We start from the raw sequence: 20,092 nt of genomic DNA on the forward strand, positions 1-20,092 counted from the left end.
ACGGCGAGCGCCAATAAAAAGGGCGGCCCGAAGGCCGCCCTTGCGTGCAGTCAGGCTGCGCTTATGCTTCGGCGACGCGCTTGGCGATGTGCGCCAGCGCTTCTTCCACCTGGTCGATCAGGATCAGGCACAGATCGCCTTCGCCGAGGCGCGCCAGGGCCTTGTCGATGGCGACGAATTCGCCGTTGATTTCATCGATATGGCTGGTGCGCTTGGCGCCGTTCAAGCCCTGGCGCAGCAATGCCACCACTTCGCCGTCGGCGCGGCCGCGCTGGCATTGATCCTGGTACAGCAGCACGTCGTCGAAGGCGGCGCCGAGGATTTCCGTCTGCTGGCGGATGTCTTCGTCGCGGCGGTCGCCAGCGCCGCTGATGACCACCGAACGGCGCTTGGCCGGCATGCTTTCCACGGCTTGCACCAGCGCCAGGATGGCGTCCGGATTGTGGCCGTAGTCGGCGATCAAGGTGGCGCCCTTGTAGTCGAACACATTGAAGCGGCCGGGCGCGTTGTCGGCTTCATTGGCAAAGGTTTTCAGGCCCAGCGCGATGGTTTTCCAGTCCAGGCCCACGGCCCAGGCGGCGGCCAGCGATGCCATGACGTTGTCGACCTGGAAGCCGATGGCGCCGTTGCGCGTGATCGGCACCTGCGACAGGGCGATTTCGTGGCGTTCCTTGCCCTGTGCGGCGACCAGATTGCCGTCTTCCACGTACACCACGCGGTTGCCTTGCGCACGGTGCGTGGCCATCACGGGATGCGTTTTGTCGGCGGCGAAGAAGGTCACCGTGCCGCTGCAATTCTTGGCCATGCGAGCGACGGCGGGGTCGGTGGCGTTCAGGACGGCCACGCCGCTGTCGGCCACGTTCTGCACGATCACGCGTTTCAGCACTGCCAGGTCTTCCACGGTGGTGATGTAGTTCAGACCCAGGTGATCCCCGGCGCCGATATTTGTCACCACGGCGACCTGGCAACGGTCGAAGGCCAGGCCTTCGCGCAGCATGCCGCCGCGCGCCGTCTCGAACACTGCCGCGTCCACGTCCGGGTGCAGCAGCACGTTGCGCGCGCTGCGCGGGCCGCTGCAGTCGCCGCTGTCGATCTGGCGTCCTTCGATGTACACGCCATCGGTATTGGTCATGCCCGTGCGCAGGCCGGAAGCCGTCAGCAGGTGGGCGATCAGGCGCACGGTGGTGGTCTTGCCGTTGGTGCCTGTCACGGCAACGACGGGGATGCGGCCATCGTCTCCTTCGGCGAACATGGCGGCGATGATGGCTTCACCCACGGGGCGCGGCTTGCCGAACGATGGCGCCAGGTGCATGCGCAGGCCCGGTGCGGCGTTCACTTCGACGATGCCGGCGTTCTGCTCTTCCAGCGGTTTCAAAATGCTTTCGGAGACCACGTCCACGCCGCAGATGTCCAGGCCCACCATGTGCGCGGCCGCGACGGCGCGCGCCGCCACTTCCGGATGCACGTCGACGGTGACGTCGGTGGCCGAGCCGCCCGTCGACAGGTTGGCGTTATTGCGCAAAATCACGCGCTGGCCCACGGGCGGCACGGATTCGGCCACATAACCCTGCTTGGCCAGGCTGGCCAGGGCGATGTCGTCAAAGCGGATTTTCGTCAGCGAGGTGGCGTGGCCGCTGCCGCGACGCGGGTCCAGGTTGACCTGGTCGACCAGTTCGCGCACCGTGTGCTGGCCGTCGCCCACCACTTGCGGCGGGTCGCGGCGGGCAGCTGCCACCATCTTGTTGCCGATGACGAGCAAGCGGAAATCGTGGCCCGGCAGATAGCGCTCGACGAGGATATCGTCGCGGAATTCCTGCGCCGCGAGGAAGGCGGCCGTCAGTTGTTCGCGCGTGGTGACATTCACGGTGACGCCCTTGCCCTGGTTGCCATCCTTCGGCTTGACGACGACGGGCAGGCCGATCTCGCAGGCGGCGGCCCAGGCGTCGTCTGCATCGACGGCGACACGGCCGTGCGGCACCGGCACGCCGGCCGAGTCCAGCAGCTTCTTGGTCAGTTCCTTGTCTTGCGCGATGGCTTCGGCAATCGCGCTGGTGCCGTCCATTTCGGCGGCCTGGATCTTGCGCTGGCGGCTGCCCCAGCCGAACGTCACCAGGCTGCCTTCGGTCAGGCGGCGGAACGGGATGTTGCGCGCCAAGGCGGCGTTGACGATGGCGCCGGTGGAGGGGCCCAGGCGCACGTCTTCATCGAGTTCCTGCAACTGGTGCAGGGCGCCGGCCAGGTCGAACGGCGCATCGTCCAGCGCGGCCTGGCACAGCTGCTGCGCCAGGGCCAAAGCCAGGCGGCCGACGGCTTCTTCCGAGTATTCGACGACGACCTGGAAGATGCCCGTTTCCAGGGTCGGCGTGGTGCGGCTAAAGGTGACGGGGCAGCCGGCGTGCGCCTGCAGGCCCAGCGCCGCCAGTTCCAGCACCTGCGCCATCGGCGCGGCGTTGTAGTTGCCCAGCGGTTGTAGCGGGCTCAGTTGCGGAAAGCGCGCGCGCAGGCGGGCTTCGAAGCCAGGCAACTGGGCGATGTCGAGTTCCTGCGTGGTGCAGGAAACAATGGCTTCCACGGCGGTGTCGTGGCTCCAGAGGTTAGGGCCCCGCAAGGCCCGTACGCGAGATACTTCCATAATTAAACCGTAATCCTGTTGTGTTCTTGTGGGCCCGGCCGTAGCCGGGCTTGAGTCTTCGCTTGAGTCTTAGTTGCCGATGCAGCCGGGTGCAGCGTCAAAGGTGCGCAGTCCCGCGCAGATCAGGTCGACGGGCAGGTTCATGGCCCAGGCGGCGGCGGCGACGGCCAGCACGCTGTCGACATTGCCGGCCGTGGCCGGTTTCAGCAGGTCCAGGCACAGCAAGACCGTTTCGCTGCCGCCTTCGGCCAGCACGATGTGGTTGCCGCGCACGAACACGGCGCGCTGGCCGGCGGCCAGTTGCGCCGCGATGGCGCTCAAGCTGCCATCCTGCGCATACAGGGTCACGCTGCCGTCGCACAGTTCGGCCAGTTCCAGCACGTGGGCGTTGGCGGCGTTCAGCACGGCCACGCCCGTCGGCACCACCACGTCGACCTGGCTGCGTACGGCCTTGTACAGGCCCGCTTCGTCGAGCACGTCGAAATCCTTGACGCTATCGAGGCTGCCCATGTCCGTGACGATGCCGATCTGGCACTTGTCGTAGGCCAGGCCTTCGGCCAGGATCATGCGCGGATTGGTTTCGAACAGGGCGGTCTGCACGGTGCGGTTGAGCAGCAGGCGCTGGCCCGCATCCCAATTCACGCAATCGCTGCTGACGACGCGGCGCTGGTCCAGGTACATGCCTTCGCTGCAGACGGCGCCCGTGTGCAGGCCCGACAGGTTGAGCAGCTTGCACAGCATGCGCACGATCAGGCTGGCGCCGCGCGTGCCCGTCACGCCGATCAGCGGAATGCGGCCCGTTTCCTCGGGCGCGAACAGGTGGTCGACGATGGCCGCGCCGACAGGGCGGCTCTGGCCCACGCCCGGCTTGATGTGCGCCAGCAGGCCGGGGCTGGCATTGACTTCGATGATGGCGCCGCGCTGCTCTTCCAGCGGACGCGTGATGTCGGTGGTGACCAGGTCGATGCCGGCGATATCGAGGCCGACCACGCGCGCGGCCAGCAGGGCCGCATGCACGACGGACGGATGCACGTCGTCCGTGACGTCGATGGCCACGTTGCCGTTCGGCTGGATCAGCACTTTCTGGCCCGCCTGCGGCACGGACAGGGCGGTCATGCCCTGGCGCTGCAGTTCGAGAATGATTTCGCCCGATTCATGCGGCTTGACGGTACCCAATGGAAAATCTTCGCCTTCGCCGCGGCGCGGATCGGTATTGATCTGTGTGTTGACCAGTTCCAGCACGCTCGAGACGCCGTCGCCATCGACCCACAGCGATTCGCCCTTGGCGGCCGCGATCAGCTTGTTGCCGACAACGAGCAGGCGGTGTTCGTCGCCCGTGATGAAGCTTTCCACCAGCACGGCCGAGCTGTCGCCCTTGCGCGCGGCCAGTTCGTAGGCCGCTTTCACGTCCGCTTCCGTCATCAGGTTCAGCGACACGCCGCGGCCATGGTTGCCGTCATACGGTTTCACCACGACGGGCACGCCAATGTCCTGTGCTTCTTCCCAGGCCGCTTCGGCGCTGCGCACCAGGCTGCCTTCAGGGACGCGCACGCCGCACGATTTGAGCAGGAATTTGGTCAGGTCCTTGTCGCTGGCGATGCCTTCGGCAATCGCGCTGGTGCGGTCCGTTTCGGCCGTCCAGATGCGGCGCTGCGCGGCGCCGTGGCCCAGTTGCACCAGGTTGCCGTCGTTCAGGCGCAGCGAAGGGATGCCGCGCTCGGTGGCCGCATCGACGATGCTGGCCGTGCTCGGGCCCAGGCAGCGCGCGTCGACCATGTCGCGCAGGGGCGCCAGGGCCGCTTCCAGGTCGTAGGCTTCATCGTTGATGGCGGCCATCAGCAGTTCGCGCGCGGCGGCCAGGGCGGCGCGGCCCACGTGCTCTTCGCGCGTGCGGAAGGCCATCTTGTAGATGCCGCGCTGGCTGGTCGAGCGCGTCTGGCCGAAGCCCGTGCGCATGCCTGCCAGGTTTTGCAATTCCAGCACCACGTGTTCGAGGATGTGGGCCGACCAGGTGCCTTCGCGCAGACGCTCGAAAAAGCCGCCCCGTTCGCCCACGCCGCAGCGGTGCTCGATCATGCCAGGCAGCCATGCCACCAGACGCTCGTACAGGCCGGGCAGGGTATTGGATGGATAGTCTTCCAGTTCGCCGATGTCGACCCAGGCTTCAATCACCGGGCGATACGTCCAGATGTTGGGGCCGCGCAAGTGGGTGACGCGGGCAAATTCGATGTTCTTCTTCTTGATCATGTAAGTGGTTTCTTGATAACAGGCCAGGCGTCTGGGCGCCAGATACTTTATGTTGGCTCTACAGAGTCTTTTCAGGCTCGTGCTTGGTTCTCTATCCCGGGTATGCGCAGTGTGCCACTTTTAGCGGCGTCCTGTCGCGTTTGCTTCCCTTATTCTGCTGGTGTTGTCATTCTAATTGTTACTAATTGTTGCTATGCTTGTTATAAAGATACCGACTCTGGTCCAAGCTGGAGCATTTGCGCAACAGCGGGCTGTTGTATACTTGTCGCTGGTCGATGGCCGCTCATTTTTTTGCGCCGTTTTACCATCATTCCTTACCTGCAGGCATCCATTCGATACAATACAGGAAATTGCCACTGGTGCATCTACCTCGCCATCGCGCAGTACACAAACATTGATCGGGCGTCTGCCCCATCCCCCAAATCCCGCCCTGAAGGGCTTGGCCTCGAGCCGGAGTATGCTTTACGATGACAACTGAACTGAGTGTTCCTGCAACAACTATTCCCCTCACTTCGCTGCCGGAACACTGGCTGGCGGAAGTCGAGAGCAACCTTTCTCCAGGGGAGAACGTTTTAAGTAGCGTTGAGGTTGACCTCGATGCGCGATTACGTTTCACAAAAGGCATAATTGTTGTCACCGAGAAGCGTTTGCTGGCCCGTTCACCGGGCGATACCGCCTGGAAAAGCTGGTCTTTCCGCCCTGGACTGCGCCTGACGCACCATGATCACGCCGGTGTCGGCCACCTGGAATTGTTCGACGACCAAGGCCGACTGGCTTCGTGGCGTTTTACTTTGGGCCAGAATCTGCACGCCATCCGCGTGCTGGAGCAGTTTGTCGAACGCCTCGACAGCCACCTGACGGGCCAGCCCGTGCTGGAAGCGGAGCAGGAAGTGTGTCCGAGCTGCAAGGCGCCTTTGGCCCCCGAGCAGGAAGAATGCCCGATCTGCGCCAAGGTGCTGCACACACCGCCATCGACCTGGACCCTGTTCCGCCTGTGGCGCTTCGCCCACCCTTACCGTGGCCAGCTGGCCCTGGGCTTCATGCTGATGCTGCTGAGCACTGCCGCGCACATGATTCCACCGTATCTGACGGCGCCGCTGATGGACAATGTGCTGATCCCGTATCAAAACGGCAAGCATATTGACCCGTGGCTGGTGGTGTACTACATGAGTGGTTTGCTGGGTTCGGCCTTGCTGGCCTGGCTGCTGGGCTGGGGCAAGACCTATGTATTGGCCCTGGTGTCCGAACGCATGGGCGCCGACCTGCGCTCGGCCACGTATGAACACCTGATGAAACTGTCGCTGGAATTTTTCGGCGGCAAGCGCACGGGCGACCTGATGTCGCGTATCGGCAGTGGCAGCGACCGCATCTGCGTCTTCCTCTCGCTGCACTTGCTCGATTTCGCTTCCGACGTGCTGATGATCATCATGACCGGCGCCATCCTGTGGTCGATGAACCCCTGGCTGGCCATCATGACCCTGGCGCCGCTGCCTTTCATCGCCTGGATGATCCACCTGGTGCGCGACCGCCTGCGCACGGGCTTTGAAAAGATCGACCGCGTGTGGAGCGAAGTGACCAACGTGCTGGCCGATACCATCCCCGGCATCCGTGTGGTGAAGGCGTTTGCGCAGGAAAAACGCGAAGCGGCCCGTTTCCGCGACGCCAACGCGCATAACCTGGCCGTCAATGACAAATTGAACAAGGTCTGGTCGCTGTTCTCGCCGACCGTCTCCTTCCTGACGGAGATGGGTTTGCTGGTCATCTGGTGCTTCGGCATCTGGCAATTGTCGCGCGGCGAAATCACCGTCGGCGTGCTGACCGCCTTCATCGCCTACAGCACGCGTTTCTATGGCCGCCTCGATTCCATGAGCCGCATCGTTTCCGTAACGCAGAAATCGGCGTCCGCCGCCAAGCGCATCTTTGACATCCTCGACCACGTGTCGAGCGTGCCGGAGCCGGCGCAACCGGTCAAACTGGAGAAGATCGAAGGCAGGATCGATTTGCGCGAAGTCGGTTTCCGCTATGGCAACCGGGCCGTCAACCGCGGCATCACCCTGAATATCAAGGCGGGCGAAATGATCGGCCTGGTGGGTCACAGCGGTTCGGGCAAGAGCACCCTGGTCAACCTGATCTGCCGTTTCTATGACGTGTCGGAAGGGGCGATTTTGCTCGACGGCGTCGACATCCGTTCGTTCGCCGTGTCTGACTATCGCCGCAATATCGGCCTGGTGCTGCAGGAACCGTTCCTGTTCTTCGGCACCATCGCCGAAAATATCGCCTACGGCAAGCCGCACGCGACGCGCCAGGAGATCATCGCCGCCGCGCGCGCCGCGCATGCGCACGAATTCATCCTGCGCCTGCCGCAAGGCTACGACTCGATGGTGGGCGAGCGTGGCCAGGGCCTGTCCGGCGGCGAACGCCAGCGCATCTCGATTGCCCGCGCCCTGCTGATCGACCCGCGCATCCTGATCATGGATGAAGCGACATCGTCGGTCGACTCGGAAACGGAAAAAGAGATTCAAAAGGCGCTGGACAATCTGGTGCAGGGCCGCACGACGATCGCCATCGCGCACAGGCTGTCGACCCTGCACCGGGCAGACCGCCTGGTGGTGCTGGACCGCGGTCAGGTGGTCGAAGTGGGCAGTCACGATGAACTGATGGCGAAAGAGGGCGCCTACTTCCGCCTCTACGAAGCACAGGCGCGCAACAACGAACTCGCCCTGGATGACAAGGAATAAGCATGGCCAGTACAACTTTTACATTAAGCCGCGACACCTTCGGCAAGCTGGTGATGACGGACGAAGACGGCCAGGTGTTCGAAGGCGTGGCGCCCGTGCGCGCCTTTCCCATCCAGTCGCCCGACGAAGGCATTTCGCTGGTGCTGGGCAATGGCAAGGAAGTGGCGTGGATCGACCGCCTCGACGCCTTGCCGGAGCCGGCGCGCAGCCTGCTGCAGGAAGAACTGGAAGGGCGCGAATTCATGCCGGAAATTGCGCGCGTGAAAAGCGTTTCCAGCTTTGCCACGCCATGCACCTGGCATGTGGACACGGACCGGGGCGAGACGCAGTTCGTGCTGAAAGGCGAGGAAGACATCCGCCGCATCGGTGCCACGTCGCTCTTGATCGCCGACAACCACGGCATCCACTTCTTGATACGCGACATGTTCAATATCGACAAGACGACACGCAAGATACTCGACCGCTTCCTGTAAGCGCAGCCCTGGAATGCGGCGCATTGCCGCCGTTCATGCCGTTCAGCTGGCGCTGAACGGTTTTTTTTTGATTCTGTGCGTTCCTTGCGTTGCGCCTCATTTGAGCTATACTGATGTCTTAAACGAGGTGATTATGGCACAGCAAGTTGACGCTCCCGTCCCTGCCCAGCAAACGAGGTCGCTGTACGAGGGCATGGCGCTGTACGGTTTCGATACTGATGCGCGCATTGCGCTGATACGGCGAGGCATTCCAGCTTCGACGATCAGCCGCCTGTCCGCGCGCATGGGCATGAGCAAGGAATTTCTGTTGTCTAGCCTGGGGTTGTCGCGTGCCACCATCAGCCGCAAGGAGAAAGACGCCAGTTTGCTGTCGAAGGACGAATCGGAACGCGTGCTGGGCATTGAAACTCTGATCGGCATGGTGCAGGCGATGGTCGAACAATCCGGTGATCCTGCCGGCTTTGATGCCGCGCGCTGGGTCTCAGATTGGCTGAGCAAGCCGCTACCTGCGCTGGCGGGCGCAACGCCGGCCAGCTACATGGACACCTTCGAGGGACAAAAACTGGTGGCGGAATTGCTGTCCATGACGCAGAGCGGAGCCTATGCATGAATGTGCTCTGGCGTATTGCCGTCGAGACGCCAGCCTATCCTGCGAGTGACCTGAGCGGCACCGGCGCCAGGATTACGGGCGGTCGCTGGAACAGCAAGGGCGCGCCCGTCGTGTACTGCTCGACGAGTATCGCACTGGCCACCCTGGAAACCGTCCATTACCTGCGTGGTGGTGGCCTTCCGTTCAACCGTTACCTGGTGCGTATGGCCATTCCCGATGTCGTATGGGATGCGCGCCAGGTACTCGATCCATTTCCCGGCGGCTGGGACGCCATACCGGCCGGCTTGTCGGGCAAGTTTGCCGGCGATGGCTGGATTGCTGCGGGAAAAACCGCCTTGCTGCTGGTGCCTTCCGTGATCGTGCCCGACGAATACAATGTCTTGCTCAATCCCGGGCATGCCGATGCCGTAGCGATCACTGCCAGTACTGTCAGGCGGTGGAGCTACGATCCCCGGTTTTTCCCCTGAAGCGCTCTTACTGAAACGCCACTTCCGCAAAGCTGCGCAATTTGCGGCTGTGCAGCCGGTCCACGCCCTGGCGGCGCAGCAGTTCCACGGCGCGGATGCCGATGCGCAGGTGCTGGTCGACCCGTTCGCGGTAGAAGTGGTTGGCCATGCCGGGCAGCTTGATTTCGCCGTGCAGCGGCTTGTCGCTCACGCACAGCAAGGTGCCGTACGGGACGCGGAAGCGGAAGCCGTTGGCGGCAATCGTCGCGCTTTCCATGTCCAGCGCGATGGCGCGGCTCTGGCTGAAACGGCGCTCCGGCGTGCGTTGCGGCAGCAGTTCCCAGTTGCGGTTGTCGGTGCTGGCCACGGTCCCGGTGCGCATGATGTGTTTCAAGTCATGCCCCGTCAGCTGGGTGATTTCCGCCACCGCCGTTTGCAGCGCCTGCTGGATTTCCGCCAGCGGCGGGATTGGCACCCACAGCGGCAAGTCTTCGTCGAGCACGTGGTCTTCGCGCACATACGCATGCGCCAGCACGTAGTCGCCCAGGCTTTGCGTGGTGCGCAAGCCGGCGCAATGACCGAGCATCAGCCAGGCGTGCGGGCGCAGCACGGCGATATGGTCGGTGATGGTTTTCGCGTTGGCGGGACCGACGCCGATATTGACCATGGTGATGCCGCTGCCATCGGCGCGCAGCAGGTGGTAGGCGGGCATCTGCGGCAGGCGCGGCGGCGCGGCGCCCAGCGCATCTTCGCTTTCGACCGTCTGTTCCACGCGGCGCGTGACCACGTTGCCCGGTTCGACAAAGGCGATGTAGCCGTCGTCGTCCGAGGGCGCTGCCGCATCGGGCGCGCGGTCCATCATGGCGTGGCCCAGGCGGATGAATTCGTCGATATAGAACTGGTAATTGGTAAACAGGACGAAGTTCTGGAAATGCTGCGGCGAGGTGCCGCTGTAGTGGCGCAGGCGCTGCAGCGAGTAATCGACGCGCGGGCCCGTGAACAGCGACAGCGGTTGCGCTTCGCCATGCGCCGGTTCGTGCGTGCCGTTGGCGATGCCATCGTCCATGGCCGACAGGTCGGGCAGGTCGAACAGGTCGCGCATGGCCAGGCGGCGGCCCGCATCCATATTGCCCTCGATATGGTCATGCTCGGCGAACGAGAAATGCACGGGGATGGGCTGGGCGCTCACGCCCACTTCCAGGTGTACTTTCTGGCCGCTGTTATGGTTTTTCAGCAGCAGGGTGAACTGGTCGAGGTAATAATCGCCGAACAGGTCGGGGCGCGTCAGGGTGGTTTCAAACACGCCGGGGCCGGCGACAAAACCGTAGGCCAGCGGCGAGTCGGCGCGCGCCACGGTGTCCGTCTGGATGCGCACGAAGGGGTAGCAGGCGCGCACGCGTTCGTGCATGTCTTCGCCGGCGACAAAGCGCTGCAGCGCATCGCGCAAGTGTTCGATGCTGCTGCGGTAAATGGCTTGCACTTGTTCCAACGCCAGGCGTGGATCGTCGAAGCGGGAGGAGGCGATGAAGGGGGGCGTAAGCAAGCGGATTCTCCTTTAGCGGTTCGTGCATACCATTGTAAGGCAGTGGGGCAACTCGCGTTGGACGCGTTTCTTGCCTGGCTGGACCGCTTGACGGATTCAAATAGAATCTGTATTCTATTTGAATGGTCAGACTAGCCAAATTCAACGAAAACAACTTCATCGACAGCGCGATCGCCGTCGCCGCCCAATGCGGCGTGGCCGCCGTCTCGATGGCCGCCATCGCCGTCAAGGCCGGTGCGCCCATCGGCTCCGTGTATCACCGCTTCGATTCGCGCAACGCCATCCTGGCGCGCGCCTGGCTGCGTGTGAAAAGCGACTTCCGCGAGGAGGTGGCCAGCCGCTGGCTCGGCGGCGATACCTGGGCCGGCGTGCACGGCTTGCTGGACTGGTGCCGGCGCAAGCCCGTGTACGCGCGCTTCCTGCTGCAATGCGCGGACAGCCCCGATTTCAGCAGTGGTCTCAGCGAGCAATTGCTGGCCGCCGTGGAAGAAGAGCAGGCCGCGCTCGACGCCTGCTTTGTCCGCTGCGCCGAAGCCATGCCTGCCACCACGGAGCTCGATCTGGATCACATGCTGCTCAAATTCGTGCTGATCGACGCGCCCGTGGCCGTCGTCAAGCCTTACCTGACCCAGGAGCGGCCGATACCGGCCAGTGTCGACGCCATGCTGCGCGCCTCGCACGACGCCGTGCGCGGCTGGGCCTTACATACCACATCACATTAACAAAGAAGAAAACATGCGCTATTCCACCCAGCTTGAACACGGCAAGAAAATCCCCCTGCACGACGAAGAAGGGTTCATCGGCATGCGCGCGGCCGGCCGCATCGCCGCCGACACGCTCGACTACATCGCGCCCTTCGTGAAACCGGGCGTCTCGACGGCCAAGCTCGACGCCCTATGCGAAGAATTCATGCGCGCCGCCGGCGCCATCCCTGGCACCATCGACTACCACGGCTACAAGCACGCCAGCTGCATCTCCGTCAATCACGTGGTCACGCACGGCATCCCGTCCGAGACCAAGATCCTCAAAGTGGGCGACATCCTCAATATCGACGTGACGCCGAAGTTCCAGGGCTGGTTTGGCGACACCAGCCGCACCTTCAAGGTGGGCGCCGTCTCCATCCTCGCCAACCGCCTGGTGAACACGGCGTATGACGCCATGATGGCCGGCATCCACACCGTGCGCCCGGGCGCCACCCTGGGCGACGTGGGCGCCGCCATCGAAGCGGTGGCCAAGGCGCAGGGCTTTTCTTCCGTGCGCGACTTCTGCGGCCATGGCGTGGGCCAGGTCTTCCACGACACGCCGCAGGTGCTGCACTATGGCCGCGCCGGCACGGGCATCGTGCTCGAGCCAGGCATGATCTTTACCATCGAACCGATGCTCAACGTGGGCAGCTACCAGGTCAAGGTCTTGCCGGACAAATGGACGACGGTGACGAAAGACCGTTCCCTGTCGGCGCAGTTCGAGCACTCGCTGGCCGTGACGGAAACGGGCTTTGAAATCTTCACCCTGACCGGTTTGACCGACCCGCTGGTGTAAGCATGGATGACGCGCGCCGGCAGCAGCTCACCGAGATCGTCGCCGCGAAAGCCGGCGTGGATGTCGCTTGCGCGGTGCGCCACCTGGCGCTGCATGACTACGACGTGGCGGCCGCCTTGCGCGGCATCGACGCCGAGCGCTATACGCTGACGCAGCGCTTGCTGAACAAGTACCGGCGCGACCCGGAAGACGCGCTGCAGCACGTGGCGCTGGCCGTGCTGCAGCAGGAAGGCATCCGCAACGACAGCGTGTTGCGCCTGGAGCGCATCGCGGCCCTGGCGCCGCAAGTCGCAAGCGTGGTGACCCTGGCCGAGTGGCTGGCCTATGTGGACTGGGAAGGGTTTGACAGCGCCCTGTACCTGAATATCGACGCGGTGGCGGCGTTCATCGCCGGCGAGCTGTGTTTGCCCGAGGTGGCCGCCAACTTGCTGCAGGCGCGCGATGCCGCCGTGTTTGAAATGCTGCGCCCCGCGCTGGCGACAGCCGCCTTGCTGTTCATCGAGCGCCACATCGCGCTCTTTCCCAGATAGCAGCCTGCGTCTTACAATGGCGGCAAGCACTGTTGCCCCATTTTGAAGACTTCCGCATGAGCGATTTTCCCGAAGATATCTACACCGAGCCGTCCGCCGACGTGCATACCCTGAACAACCTGGGCCCCCTGACAGGCATGGCCGGCATCTGGACGGGCACGCGCGGCCTGGACGTCAAGCCGAAAGCGGACGGCCCGCGCAAGCAGGCGTTTGTCGAGCGTATCGAACTGCAGCCGATCGACCCCGTCACCAACGGCCCGCAACTATTCTACGGCTTGCGCTACTACATCCACATCACCAAGCCGGATCAAGTGAAAACCTACCATGAGCAGGTGGGCTACTGGCTGTGGGAGCCGGCCACGGGCGCCGTGATCCAGACCCTGGCCATCCCGCGCGGCCAGATCGCCATGGCGTCGGGCACGACGACGTCTGATGCCACCAGTTTCGAACTGGTGGCCAAGCGCGATTCGACGGCCTACGGCATCTGCTCGAACCCTTTCCTCGAACACGCGTTCACCACCGTCGAATACCGTATCAAGGTCGATATCCACGCCGACGGCACCTGGGGCTACGACGAAGACACGGTCATGCTGATCCGCGGCAAGGATGAACCGTTCCACCACACGGACCGCAACCTGCTGACAAAAATCGGCGAGCCGACGCCGAACCCGATGGCCTTGCAGGCGCTGGCGGCGGTGTAAAAATCAAAAAGCGGCGACTTTTGCCGCCGCTCTGCTGGAGCGCCTGAAAAATGCTCAGGGCTAGGCGCGTTGCCGCAGGCAGTACGAACGTACGGCCAGGCAACGCAACAACGCCATGGGCATTTTTTCAGGTGCTCCTTAAGGCTGTCCCTGGGCTACCGCCTTGATCGCGCGCTCCTCTCCCATGGCGGCGGCGATCTTCCAGCGCTGCATGGCGCTGGCGCGGTCAGGGCGCTTCAAGCCCGCGCCTTCCCAGTCCATCAGGCCCAGGTTGTAGATGTCGCCCGCGCTGCCCTTGTCGGCGGCCAGGGTGAACCATTTGCGCGCTTCCTTGTGGTTGACGGGGATCTGGTAGCCGCGCACGTGGTACAGGCCCAGCAAATGCATGGCTTGCGCATTGCCCTTGTTCGCGGCCTGTTTCAGCAGGTCGAGCCCGCGCGCCATGTTGCGCGGCTCCTGCCAGCCTTCGGCCAGCATCACGCCCTTCGCCGTCAGCGCATAGCTGTCGTTTTTCAGCAAGCCCTTGCCGACCAGGGGCTTGGCGGCGACCTGGCGCGCTTCGCGTTGCTGCGCCGTTGGCGCGACGGCGGGGCCGGGCCGGCCTTCGCCCATCAGCAGCATCCAGCCATATAAGCCATACGCGCCGGCGTCGCCTTTGCCGATCAGGCTTTCCAGCATGGCCAGCGCCTGCACCTTGTCGCCATTTTCATACAGCTTGACGGCTTTGGCGCTACTCGCATCCGGCGGCACTGGAGCCGGCGCATGGGGCGCGACGGGAGCCGACGCCATGGCCGTTTGCGGCGGCGCAGAAACCGGGCGCAAGCGCACGGGCAAGCCATAGCTGGCGGCCAGTACGGCCAGGCCGGCGGGGGCGAGGATCAGCACCTGCGCCAGCTGGTTGCGGCGGCCCTTGCCGGCGATGCCCATGGCGCGTTCGGCCTGCTGCTCGCCGCCCAGCGCTTCGCTGAGCACGGTTTTCACCTTGCGGTTGAACAGCCAGTAGCCTGCGGCCGTGACGAGCAGGCCGGCCACGGCGGCGGCCCCGCGCCCGGCAAAGAACCAGGTGGCGATGGCGGCGGCCAGCGCGGCCAGCGCGCTTTTCCACCAGAATTGCTTGGCCAGCCGCGTGTAGACCTGGCGCAAGGCGCCGAGCACGCAGGTGCGCACATTCTGTGCATACTCGGCGGAGACGACATCGACGTGCGCGTGGTCAGCGTCACCGCTGAGGACAGACTCGATCACGTCCGCATTCAGTTCCGAGGCGGCCACGTCGCGCAGTGGCGTCAACAAGCCTTGCACGTGGGCCGAGAACAGGCCGTCGTCGGCACTGCCGGCCAGCGCGTCGCTGAGCGCCTTGAGGTCGCCGCGCAGCAGCTTTTCCACGATGTCGTCCAGGGTCAGCCAGCGCAGATCCGTGCCGTATGCCACCAGGTGGTGCTTTTCGGCGTTGCACGAGGCGTCCAGGCGCACGATGCGCAGCTTGCCTCCGTACAGGGCGTCGACTTCCTGCGGCTGGTCCTCATTGTAAATGCTCACTTTCGCCAGGGCCAGGCTGCTGGCGATGGCGGCCAGTGAGTGCACGCTCTCCTTGTCGCGGATGCGGCGCGCATCGTCGGGCGCCTGCTTGGGCAGGCTGACGCTGTAGCCGGGCGCCACATGCACGTCGATCCAGGCCGCCTTGCCCACCTTGCCGGAGCCGTCGCACGGGTTGCAGCGCAAGTCGCCCACGCCGCTGCAGGTACGGCAGGTGACGCTGCCGCTGGCGCGGCACGTGCCGCAATTGATGTTGCCGGAACCGTGGCAGCTGTTGCACGTGACCTTGCCAAAGCTGCAATGGTAGCAATTGCGATGCTCGGTGCGGTATTGCGTGCGCGTTTCGCTGTGGTAGCTGGTGTGCGAGCTGCCGTTGCTGTAGGTGGTAGTGGGTACTTGCACCGTGACGTAATCGGTGACTTGCTCGGCCACCGTGCCGTTGCCGCTGCAATACGAACACGACACCTTGCCGCTGCCGTAGCAGCCATACGCGTCGCAGCTGACGGTGCGCCCGCCATGGCAGTTCCAGCAGGTTTCCGTGGTTGCACCGTGGCAGGTGTGGCAGCTGATGCGGCCTTTGCCGGTGCAGTTGCTGCAGGTGTCCAGGTGCCAGTACTTGACGGCGTGCGGCAGGTAGACGCCCGCCTCGACGCCGTTGTAGGCCTGGCCCGCCTGGCGCAAGGCATTGTCGAGCTTGCCTGCAGCACAGCGCAGGCGTTCCTTCTCCTGCGCGTGAGCGAGTGCTCCCACCTCGTGCGAGCCACAGTGGCAGTCATTGCCGGACGGCGCGAAGTAGCCATTGATGACGCGCTGCTCGAAGCGTGCCTCGAGCGTGTAGTTGGCTTGCAAGGAAAAATCCTGCAGCACGTCTTCCTCGTCCAGCGGCGTGATGTCCTGCGGCTCGAAACGCGTCTTGTCCTGCACCAGGGTGCGCAGCTTGCTCAGTACGGTGGGGATATCTTCCTTGTCGAGGCGGATGGGCGCTGGCGCCGTCACGGTCGTCTCTGTCACCTGCGGCGCATCCTCGCTGCCTGGGGTGTCATGGGCCGTTTCAGTGCTGGAATTCATGCGCGCGTCCTTTTGCTCTCTGGAAAGATGTTTGGATTTTAGCATCCCAATATGACAAACCATGACAAAGCGGAGGCCAGGTTTGGCTTTTTCAGCGCAGGCCGCGGCGGAACTGGTCGGGCGTGCCGCCGCTTTGTCGGCGAAACATGGCGATGAAGGCCGAGGCCGTGCTATAGCCCAGTTCCAGTGCGATGGCCTGCACGGTGTCGCCCCGTTCCAGCAGGGGCAGGGCCGCCAGGAAACGCTGGCGCTGGCGCCATTCGCCAAACGGCATGCCCAGTTCGCGCTGGCAGCGGCGCGCCAGCGTGCGTTCGGTCACATGCAAGTGCGAGGCCCACTCGGCCAGTGAGCGGTTACTGCCCGGCTCCGCCTGCAGGGCCGCGAGCAGCGCCGCGATGACGGGCTCGTCGCTGCCCGGCAGGTAGTTGCGGCTGCACGGCGCCAGTTGCAACTGGTCGACCAGCACTTGCGCCAGGCGCTGGTCGGCCAGGGTGGCGGGCGTGGTGACGCCCCGTGCGGCAAAGTCGCCGAGGATGGCTTTGAGCAAGGGACTCAATACCAGCGCGCATGGCCGGGTGGGCAACTGCGCGCACAAGCTGGCGTCGATATACGCCGAGTGAAACACGACATCTTGGCGGATATAGCCGTCGTGCAAAGTCTCGGGTGGTATCCACACGGCATACTGGGGCGGCGACAGGTAGCGCTGGCCCGCCACCATGATTTCCATCACGCCCGTGGAGCAATACGTGAGCTGGCCCCACGGATGACTCTGGTAATCGAATTGCTGGTGCGCGTGATAATCGTCGAAGCGGAAATACACGGGGTAGGGCAGGGCGTCGGAAACGGCGGGGAAATGCTGGTTGCTGGCCATGGTGTCTTTGTCCGGTTCTTTGCATCGTTTGTCCGGTATGCATTATATCCATGGAATCGGACTATGCGAAAATGGCGGTATCGAATAGTGGAGTTCTTTGCATGAAACCCAAGCATTATCTGTTTCCCGTGATCGCCGTGCTGATCTGGGCCATCAATACCATCGTCAGCAAGATGGCTGTCGGCGTGATCGATCCGGCCGCCATCTCGTTTTACCGCTGGCTGCTGGCCGGCGTGCTGCTGGCGCTCGTGTTTGGGCGCGCCGTGTGGAAGCAGCGGGCCATCGTAAAACCGTATTTGGGCAAACTGTTTGTGTTGGGCATGTTGGGCATGGTCATGTACCAATGCCTCGCGTACATTGCCGCGCAAACGACGACGGCCACCAATATGGGTATTTTGGCGTCCATGATGCCGCTGCTGGCCGTGGGCCTGTCCGTGCTGCTGTTGAAAGAGGCGCCCACCGTGGGCGGCGTGTTTGGCGGCCTGGTGTCGCTGCTGGGACTGGGCTACTTGCTCAGCCATGGTGAGCCGGCCGCCCTGATCGCCCACGGCGCGGCCGTGGGCGACGTTCTGATGCTGCTGGCGTGTTTATCGTATGCCGGTTACGGCGTGCTGCTCAAGCGCTGGAAGATTCCCCTGAATAACTGGCACTCCCTGCTGATCCAGGTCTGGTGCGCCGTGCCCGTGCTGTTCGTGTATTACCTGAGCCAGTCCGCGCCGCCCGTCACCAGTGCCGGCTTGCCGCTGGTGCTGTTTGCCGGCATCCCCGCCTCCATCATCGCGCCGTTTTTGTGGATGCACGGCCTGGCCAAGCTGGGGCCCAGCCGCGCGACGACATTGATGAATCTATTGCCCGTGTTCACGGTGATCATCGCCATGTTGTTCTTGGGGGAAACCTTGCACAGCTACGATGTGATCGGCGGCGGCGTGACCTTGCTGGGCGTGGTGATGGTGCAAACCCTGAAACGCCCGCTGCGCCGTGCTATCGCCTAGTTTTTTTGCTATGCTGAAGCTTTGACAAGGAGCCATCATGCCTGATATCGATACCCTGTTGAGCGAACTCGAAGCATTCGGTAGCAGCAACGATGCGGCGCACACGGAGCGCGCCAGCCGCATGCTCAACATCACGCGCGACACGGGCGAATTGCTGTCCGTGCTGGTGCACGCGCGCGGTGCGCGCCGGGTGCTGGAGATCGGCACCTCGAACGGTTATTCCACCCTTTGGCTGGCGCGCGCAGCGCGTTCGCTGGGCGGCAGCGTGGTGACGGTGGAAAAGGCGCAGGACAAGTTCGACATGGCGCATGCCAACTTTGCGCGCGCGCAATTGCAGGGCGTGATAGGCCAGCTGCTGGCGGACGCGGGCGACGTGCTGCGCGATGCGGCGGATGGCGCCTACGATTTCATCTTCCTCGATTCCGCGCGCCAGCAGTACGAACAATGGTGGCCGCAGCTGGACCGCGTGCTGGCGGCCGGCGGCGTGCTGGTGGTGGACAATGCCAGTTCGCACTACGCGGACATGGCGGCGTTCCTTGACGCCATCGGCGCCGACAGCCGCTACACGACGTGCCTGGCGACCGTGGGCAAGGGTGAATTCATCGCCGTCAAGGCGGGCAACTGACTACGCTGCAACGATGGCCGCTTCCAGCACGCGTACCAGCGATTCGACGCCTTGCGCGTCGACCTCGTCGAAGCGGCCGACCAGGGGACTGTCGAGGTCGAACACGCCGATGATGTGGCCCTGCGCAAAGACGGGCACCACCAGTTCCGAGCGTGAATTGACATCGCAGGCGATGTGGCCGGGAAACGCGTGCACATCCTGCACGACGATGGACTTGCCTTCGACCACGGTGGTGCCGCACACGCCGCGTCCCTTCTTGATGCGGATGCAGGCCGGCTTGCCCTGGAACGGTCCCAGCACCAGTTCATCACCCTTGAGGAAATAAAAGCCGGCCCAGTTGAGGCCGGGCATGGTGTTGAAGACCAGTGAGCTGAAGTTGGCCGTATTGGCGATGAAATCGCTCTCGCCCGCCAGCAAGCCTTGCAGCTGCGAACGCAGGTCCGCATACATGGCGTGTTTGGCTGCTGGGGTATCGGTGCCGTAGGCGGCGTCGCTGATGGTAAACGTCATGGTCGTGGTGGCGCGCAAAATGGGGAAGGCGTTATGGTAGCGCGTCTGGCGCGCCCGCGTGCGGCGTCAGCTTTTCAATTGGTCTGCCGCCAGCTGGCGCAGCAGGGGCAGGGCCGCATGGCCGTGCTCTTCCCGCCAGGCCAGGCCGATGCCGGCCGCCAGCTCCTCTCCCTCCAACAGTTGCCGGTAGACCACGCCAGCGAGGCGCAGCGCGCGGAACGAGTCGACCAGCAGGGCCATGCCCTTGCCGGCCGCCACATCGCTGAGCAGCACATGGTGGTCGGACGCCTCGCGCAAAAAAACGGGCGCAAAACCATGGCGGCGAAATACCTGCTGGCAATGGTCGAAGAAGGCGGGTTGGCGCGCCCGTTCGAACCAGTAGACAGATTCATCTGCGATATCAAACAGGCTGAGCTTACGCTTCCTCGCCAGGCGGTGGCCGGCGGGCAGGGCCAGCATCATGGGCTGGCGCGCCAGCGGCTGCACGGCCAGCTCGAAGGTGGCGCTGGGCAGGGCAAGCAGGGCCGCGTCGAGCTGGCCCTTGCGTACGGCAGCCACCAGGCGCGGCGAGGGGGCCGCCGTCAGTTCCAGGCGCATGGTGCCCAATTGCTTGTCCAAGGCCGCCAGCAGGGGCCGGAACAGACCTGCTTCCACCGAACTGGTCAGGCCCAGGCGCAGGCGCGCGGGCGCGCTGTCTTGCCGCAGCGACGCTTGCGCCAACTCCAGCAAATCGAGGATGTGCAGCGCCTGTGGCAGCAGGGTACGGCCCGCCTGCGTCAGGGCCACGCCCTGCGTGTCGCGCTCGAACAATCGCGCGCCCAGCCGCTCTTCCAGCAGCCGGATGGCGCGCGACAGGGGCGGCTGGGTCATGTGCAGCTGCTCCGCCGCCTGGCGGAAGTTCAGGCAGCGGGCGACGGCGCAAAACAGGCTCAAGGCATGGGTATCGAGGGTTCTCATACCAGAAAGGTATCACGAAATTGCGCATTCCCTTGCTCGCTGGCGCGGCGCAGACTGGCCGTATTGACACTTGAGGG

17 protein-coding genes are annotated in these 20,092 nt (G+C 64.0%); 10 read left to right on the forward strand and 7 right to left on the reverse strand.

The window, feature by feature from the left end; translation table 11 throughout:
* Positions 1-61: 61 nt before the first annotated feature.
* Together cphA and ACQ4WL_RS18125 are read right to left on the reverse strand one after the other, a co-directional pair.
* Complete coding sequence (cphA, locus tag ACQ4WL_RS18120) at positions 62-2,632, reverse strand: cyanophycin synthetase (RefSeq protein ID WP_436510988.1); 2,571 nt, start codon at positions 2,630-2,632, stop codon at positions 62-64.
* A gap of 69 nt (positions 2,633-2,701) precedes the next feature.
* A complete protein-coding gene (locus tag ACQ4WL_RS18125) occupies positions 2,702-4,879 on the reverse strand; it encodes a cyanophycin synthetase (protein ID WP_436510989.1) in 2,178 nt (725 codons plus the stop codon).
* A gap of 467 nt (positions 4,880-5,346) precedes the next feature.
* On the opposite strand from ACQ4WL_RS18125, the gene ACQ4WL_RS18130 reads away from it, so the two are divergent.
* Genes ACQ4WL_RS18130 through ACQ4WL_RS18145 form a run of 4 tightly spaced genes read left to right on the forward strand, consistent with a single transcriptional unit; the run spans position 5,347 to position 9,167 of the window.
* Positions 5,347-7,617: a cyanophycin metabolism-associated ABC transporter gene (locus ACQ4WL_RS18130; protein ID WP_436510990.1), complete on the forward strand. Its 2,271-nt coding sequence runs from the start codon at positions 5,347-5,349 to the stop codon at positions 7,615-7,617.
* A 2-nt stretch (positions 7,618-7,619) separates the two neighbouring features.
* Entirely contained in the window at positions 7,620-8,090 is a 471-nt protein-coding gene (locus ACQ4WL_RS18135; RefSeq protein ID WP_436510991.1) for a cyanophycin metabolism-associated DUF1854 family protein, read from the forward strand.
* 13 nt (positions 8,091-8,103) lie between these two features.
* Positions 8,104-8,700, forward strand: coding sequence for an Xre family toxin-antitoxin system antitoxin (locus ACQ4WL_RS18140; protein WP_436510992.1), 597 nt, complete (start codon positions 8,104-8,106; stop codon positions 8,698-8,700).
* Positions 8,697-9,167, forward strand: a complete 471-nt coding sequence (locus tag ACQ4WL_RS18145) for an RES family NAD+ phosphorylase (RefSeq protein WP_436510993.1) — start codon at positions 8,697-8,699, stop codon at positions 9,165-9,167. Before ACQ4WL_RS18140 ends, ACQ4WL_RS18145 begins: the two co-directional genes overlap by 4 nt.
* A 7-nt stretch (positions 9,168-9,174) precedes the next feature.
* On the opposite strand, the gene ACQ4WL_RS18150 is transcribed toward ACQ4WL_RS18145, so the two are convergent.
* The gene (locus ACQ4WL_RS18150) at positions 9,175-10,689 is read right to left on the reverse strand and encodes an AMP nucleosidase (RefSeq protein WP_436510994.1); all 1,515 of its coding nucleotides are present in this window, start codon (positions 10,687-10,689) and stop codon (positions 9,175-9,177) included.
* A gap of 122 nt (positions 10,690-10,811) precedes the next feature.
* On the opposite strand from ACQ4WL_RS18150, the gene ACQ4WL_RS18155 reads away from it, so the two are divergent.
* The 4 genes from ACQ4WL_RS18155 to ACQ4WL_RS18170 are packed head-to-tail and all read left to right on the forward strand — an operon-like array spanning position 10,812 to position 13,459.
* Positions 10,812-11,411 carry a TetR/AcrR family transcriptional regulator gene (locus ACQ4WL_RS18155; protein WP_436510995.1) on the forward strand — a complete coding sequence of 200 codons (600 nt, stop codon included), beginning with the start codon at positions 10,812-10,814 and terminating at the stop codon, positions 11,409-11,411.
* A gap of 13 nt (positions 11,412-11,424) precedes the next feature.
* Positions 11,425-12,228, forward strand: coding sequence for a type I methionyl aminopeptidase (map, locus tag ACQ4WL_RS18160; protein WP_436510996.1), 804 nt, complete (start codon positions 11,425-11,427; stop codon positions 12,226-12,228).
* Positions 12,229-12,230: 2 nt separating this feature from the next.
* The gene (locus ACQ4WL_RS18165) at positions 12,231-12,758 is read left to right on the forward strand and encodes a hypothetical protein (RefSeq protein ID WP_436510997.1); all 528 of its coding nucleotides are present in this window, start codon (positions 12,231-12,233) and stop codon (positions 12,756-12,758) included.
* Between the two features lie 56 nt (positions 12,759-12,814).
* Positions 12,815-13,459 (forward strand): FABP family protein, encoded by a 645-nt coding sequence (locus ACQ4WL_RS18170; RefSeq protein WP_436510998.1) that lies wholly within the window; start codon positions 12,815-12,817, stop codon positions 13,457-13,459.
* Positions 13,460-13,597: 138 nt separating this feature from the next.
* On the opposite strand, the gene ACQ4WL_RS18175 is transcribed toward ACQ4WL_RS18170, so the two are convergent.
* The gene (locus ACQ4WL_RS18175; protein ID WP_436510999.1) at positions 13,598-16,060 is read right to left on the reverse strand and encodes a tetratricopeptide repeat protein; all 2,463 of its coding nucleotides are present in this window, start codon (positions 16,058-16,060) and stop codon (positions 13,598-13,600) included.
* A 91-nt stretch (positions 16,061-16,151) separates the two neighbouring features.
* Positions 16,152-16,931 carry an AraC family transcriptional regulator gene (locus ACQ4WL_RS18180; protein WP_436511000.1) on the reverse strand — a complete coding sequence of 260 codons (780 nt, stop codon included), beginning with the start codon at positions 16,929-16,931 and terminating at the stop codon, positions 16,152-16,154.
* 101 nt (positions 16,932-17,032) lie between these two features.
* Between ACQ4WL_RS18180 and ACQ4WL_RS18185 the strand changes: the two genes are divergently transcribed.
* Both ACQ4WL_RS18185 and ACQ4WL_RS18190 read left to right on the forward strand, forming a co-directional pair.
* On the forward strand, positions 17,033-17,923 hold the full coding sequence (locus tag ACQ4WL_RS18185; protein ID WP_436511001.1) for a DMT family transporter: 891 nt from the start codon (positions 17,033-17,035) through the stop codon (positions 17,921-17,923).
* A gap of 37 nt (positions 17,924-17,960) precedes the next feature.
* Entirely contained in the window at positions 17,961-18,548 is a 588-nt protein-coding gene (locus tag ACQ4WL_RS18190) for an O-methyltransferase (protein WP_436511002.1), read from the forward strand.
* Here the strand turns inward: ACQ4WL_RS18190 and ACQ4WL_RS18195 are convergent, their stop codons facing one another.
* Positions 18,549-19,058 (reverse strand): GAF domain-containing protein, encoded by a 510-nt coding sequence (locus tag ACQ4WL_RS18195; protein ID WP_436511003.1) that lies wholly within the window; start codon positions 19,056-19,058, stop codon positions 18,549-18,551.
* Between the two features lie 66 nt (positions 19,059-19,124).
* Entirely contained in the window at positions 19,125-20,015 is an 891-nt protein-coding gene (locus ACQ4WL_RS18200) for a LysR family transcriptional regulator (protein ID WP_436511004.1), read from the reverse strand.
* Between the last annotated feature and the right edge of the window lie 77 nt (positions 20,016-20,092).

This window comes from Janthinobacterium kochi, assembly GCF_051380715.1.
Lineage (GTDB): Bacteria > Pseudomonadota > Gammaproteobacteria > Burkholderiales > Burkholderiaceae_D > Janthinobacterium.

Coding starts and splice junctions, on each gene's coding strand:
- ACQ4WL_RS18170 (WP_436510998.1), top strand. CDS start 12,815: ATGAGCGATTTTCCCGAAGATATCTACACCGAGCCGTCCGCCGACGTG.
- ACQ4WL_RS18190 (WP_436511002.1), top strand. CDS start 17,961: ATGCCTGATATCGATACCCTGTTGAGCGAACTCGAAGCATTCGGTAGC.
- ACQ4WL_RS18130 (WP_436510990.1), top strand. CDS start 5,347: ATGACAACTGAACTGAGTGTTCCTGCAACAACTATTCCCCTCACTTCG.
- ACQ4WL_RS18180 (WP_436511000.1), bottom strand. CDS start 16,931: ATGGCCAGCAACCAGCATTTCCCCGCCGTTTCCGACGCCCTGCCCTAC.
- map (WP_436510996.1), top strand. CDS start 11,425: ATGCGCTATTCCACCCAGCTTGAACACGGCAAGAAAATCCCCCTGCAC.
- ACQ4WL_RS18155 (WP_436510995.1), top strand. CDS start 10,812: ATGGTCAGACTAGCCAAATTCAACGAAAACAACTTCATCGACAGCGCG.
- cphA (WP_436510988.1), bottom strand. CDS start 2,632: ATGGAAGTATCTCGCGTACGGGCCTTGCGGGGCCCTAACCTCTGGAGC.
- ACQ4WL_RS18140 (WP_436510992.1), top strand. CDS start 8,104: ATGCGGCGCATTGCCGCCGTTCATGCCGTTCAGCTGGCGCTGAACGGT.
- ACQ4WL_RS18175 (WP_436510999.1), bottom strand. CDS start 16,060: ATGAATTCCAGCACTGAAACGGCCCATGACACCCCAGGCAGCGAGGAT.
- ACQ4WL_RS18185 (WP_436511001.1), top strand. CDS start 17,033: ATGAAACCCAAGCATTATCTGTTTCCCGTGATCGCCGTGCTGATCTGG.
- ACQ4WL_RS18200 (WP_436511004.1), bottom strand. CDS start 20,015: ATGAGAACCCTCGATACCCATGCCTTGAGCCTGTTTTGCGCCGTCGCC.
- ACQ4WL_RS18145 (WP_436510993.1), top strand. CDS start 8,697: ATGAATGTGCTCTGGCGTATTGCCGTCGAGACGCCAGCCTATCCTGCG.
- ACQ4WL_RS18165 (WP_436510997.1), top strand. CDS start 12,231: ATGGATGACGCGCGCCGGCAGCAGCTCACCGAGATCGTCGCCGCGAAA.
- ACQ4WL_RS18195 (WP_436511003.1), bottom strand. CDS start 19,058: ATGACGTTTACCATCAGCGACGCCGCCTACGGCACCGATACCCCAGCA.
- ACQ4WL_RS18135 (WP_436510991.1), top strand. CDS start 7,620: ATGGCCAGTACAACTTTTACATTAAGCCGCGACACCTTCGGCAAGCTG.
- ACQ4WL_RS18125 (WP_436510989.1), bottom strand. CDS start 4,879: ATGATCAAGAAGAAGAACATCGAATTTGCCCGCGTCACCCACTTGCGC.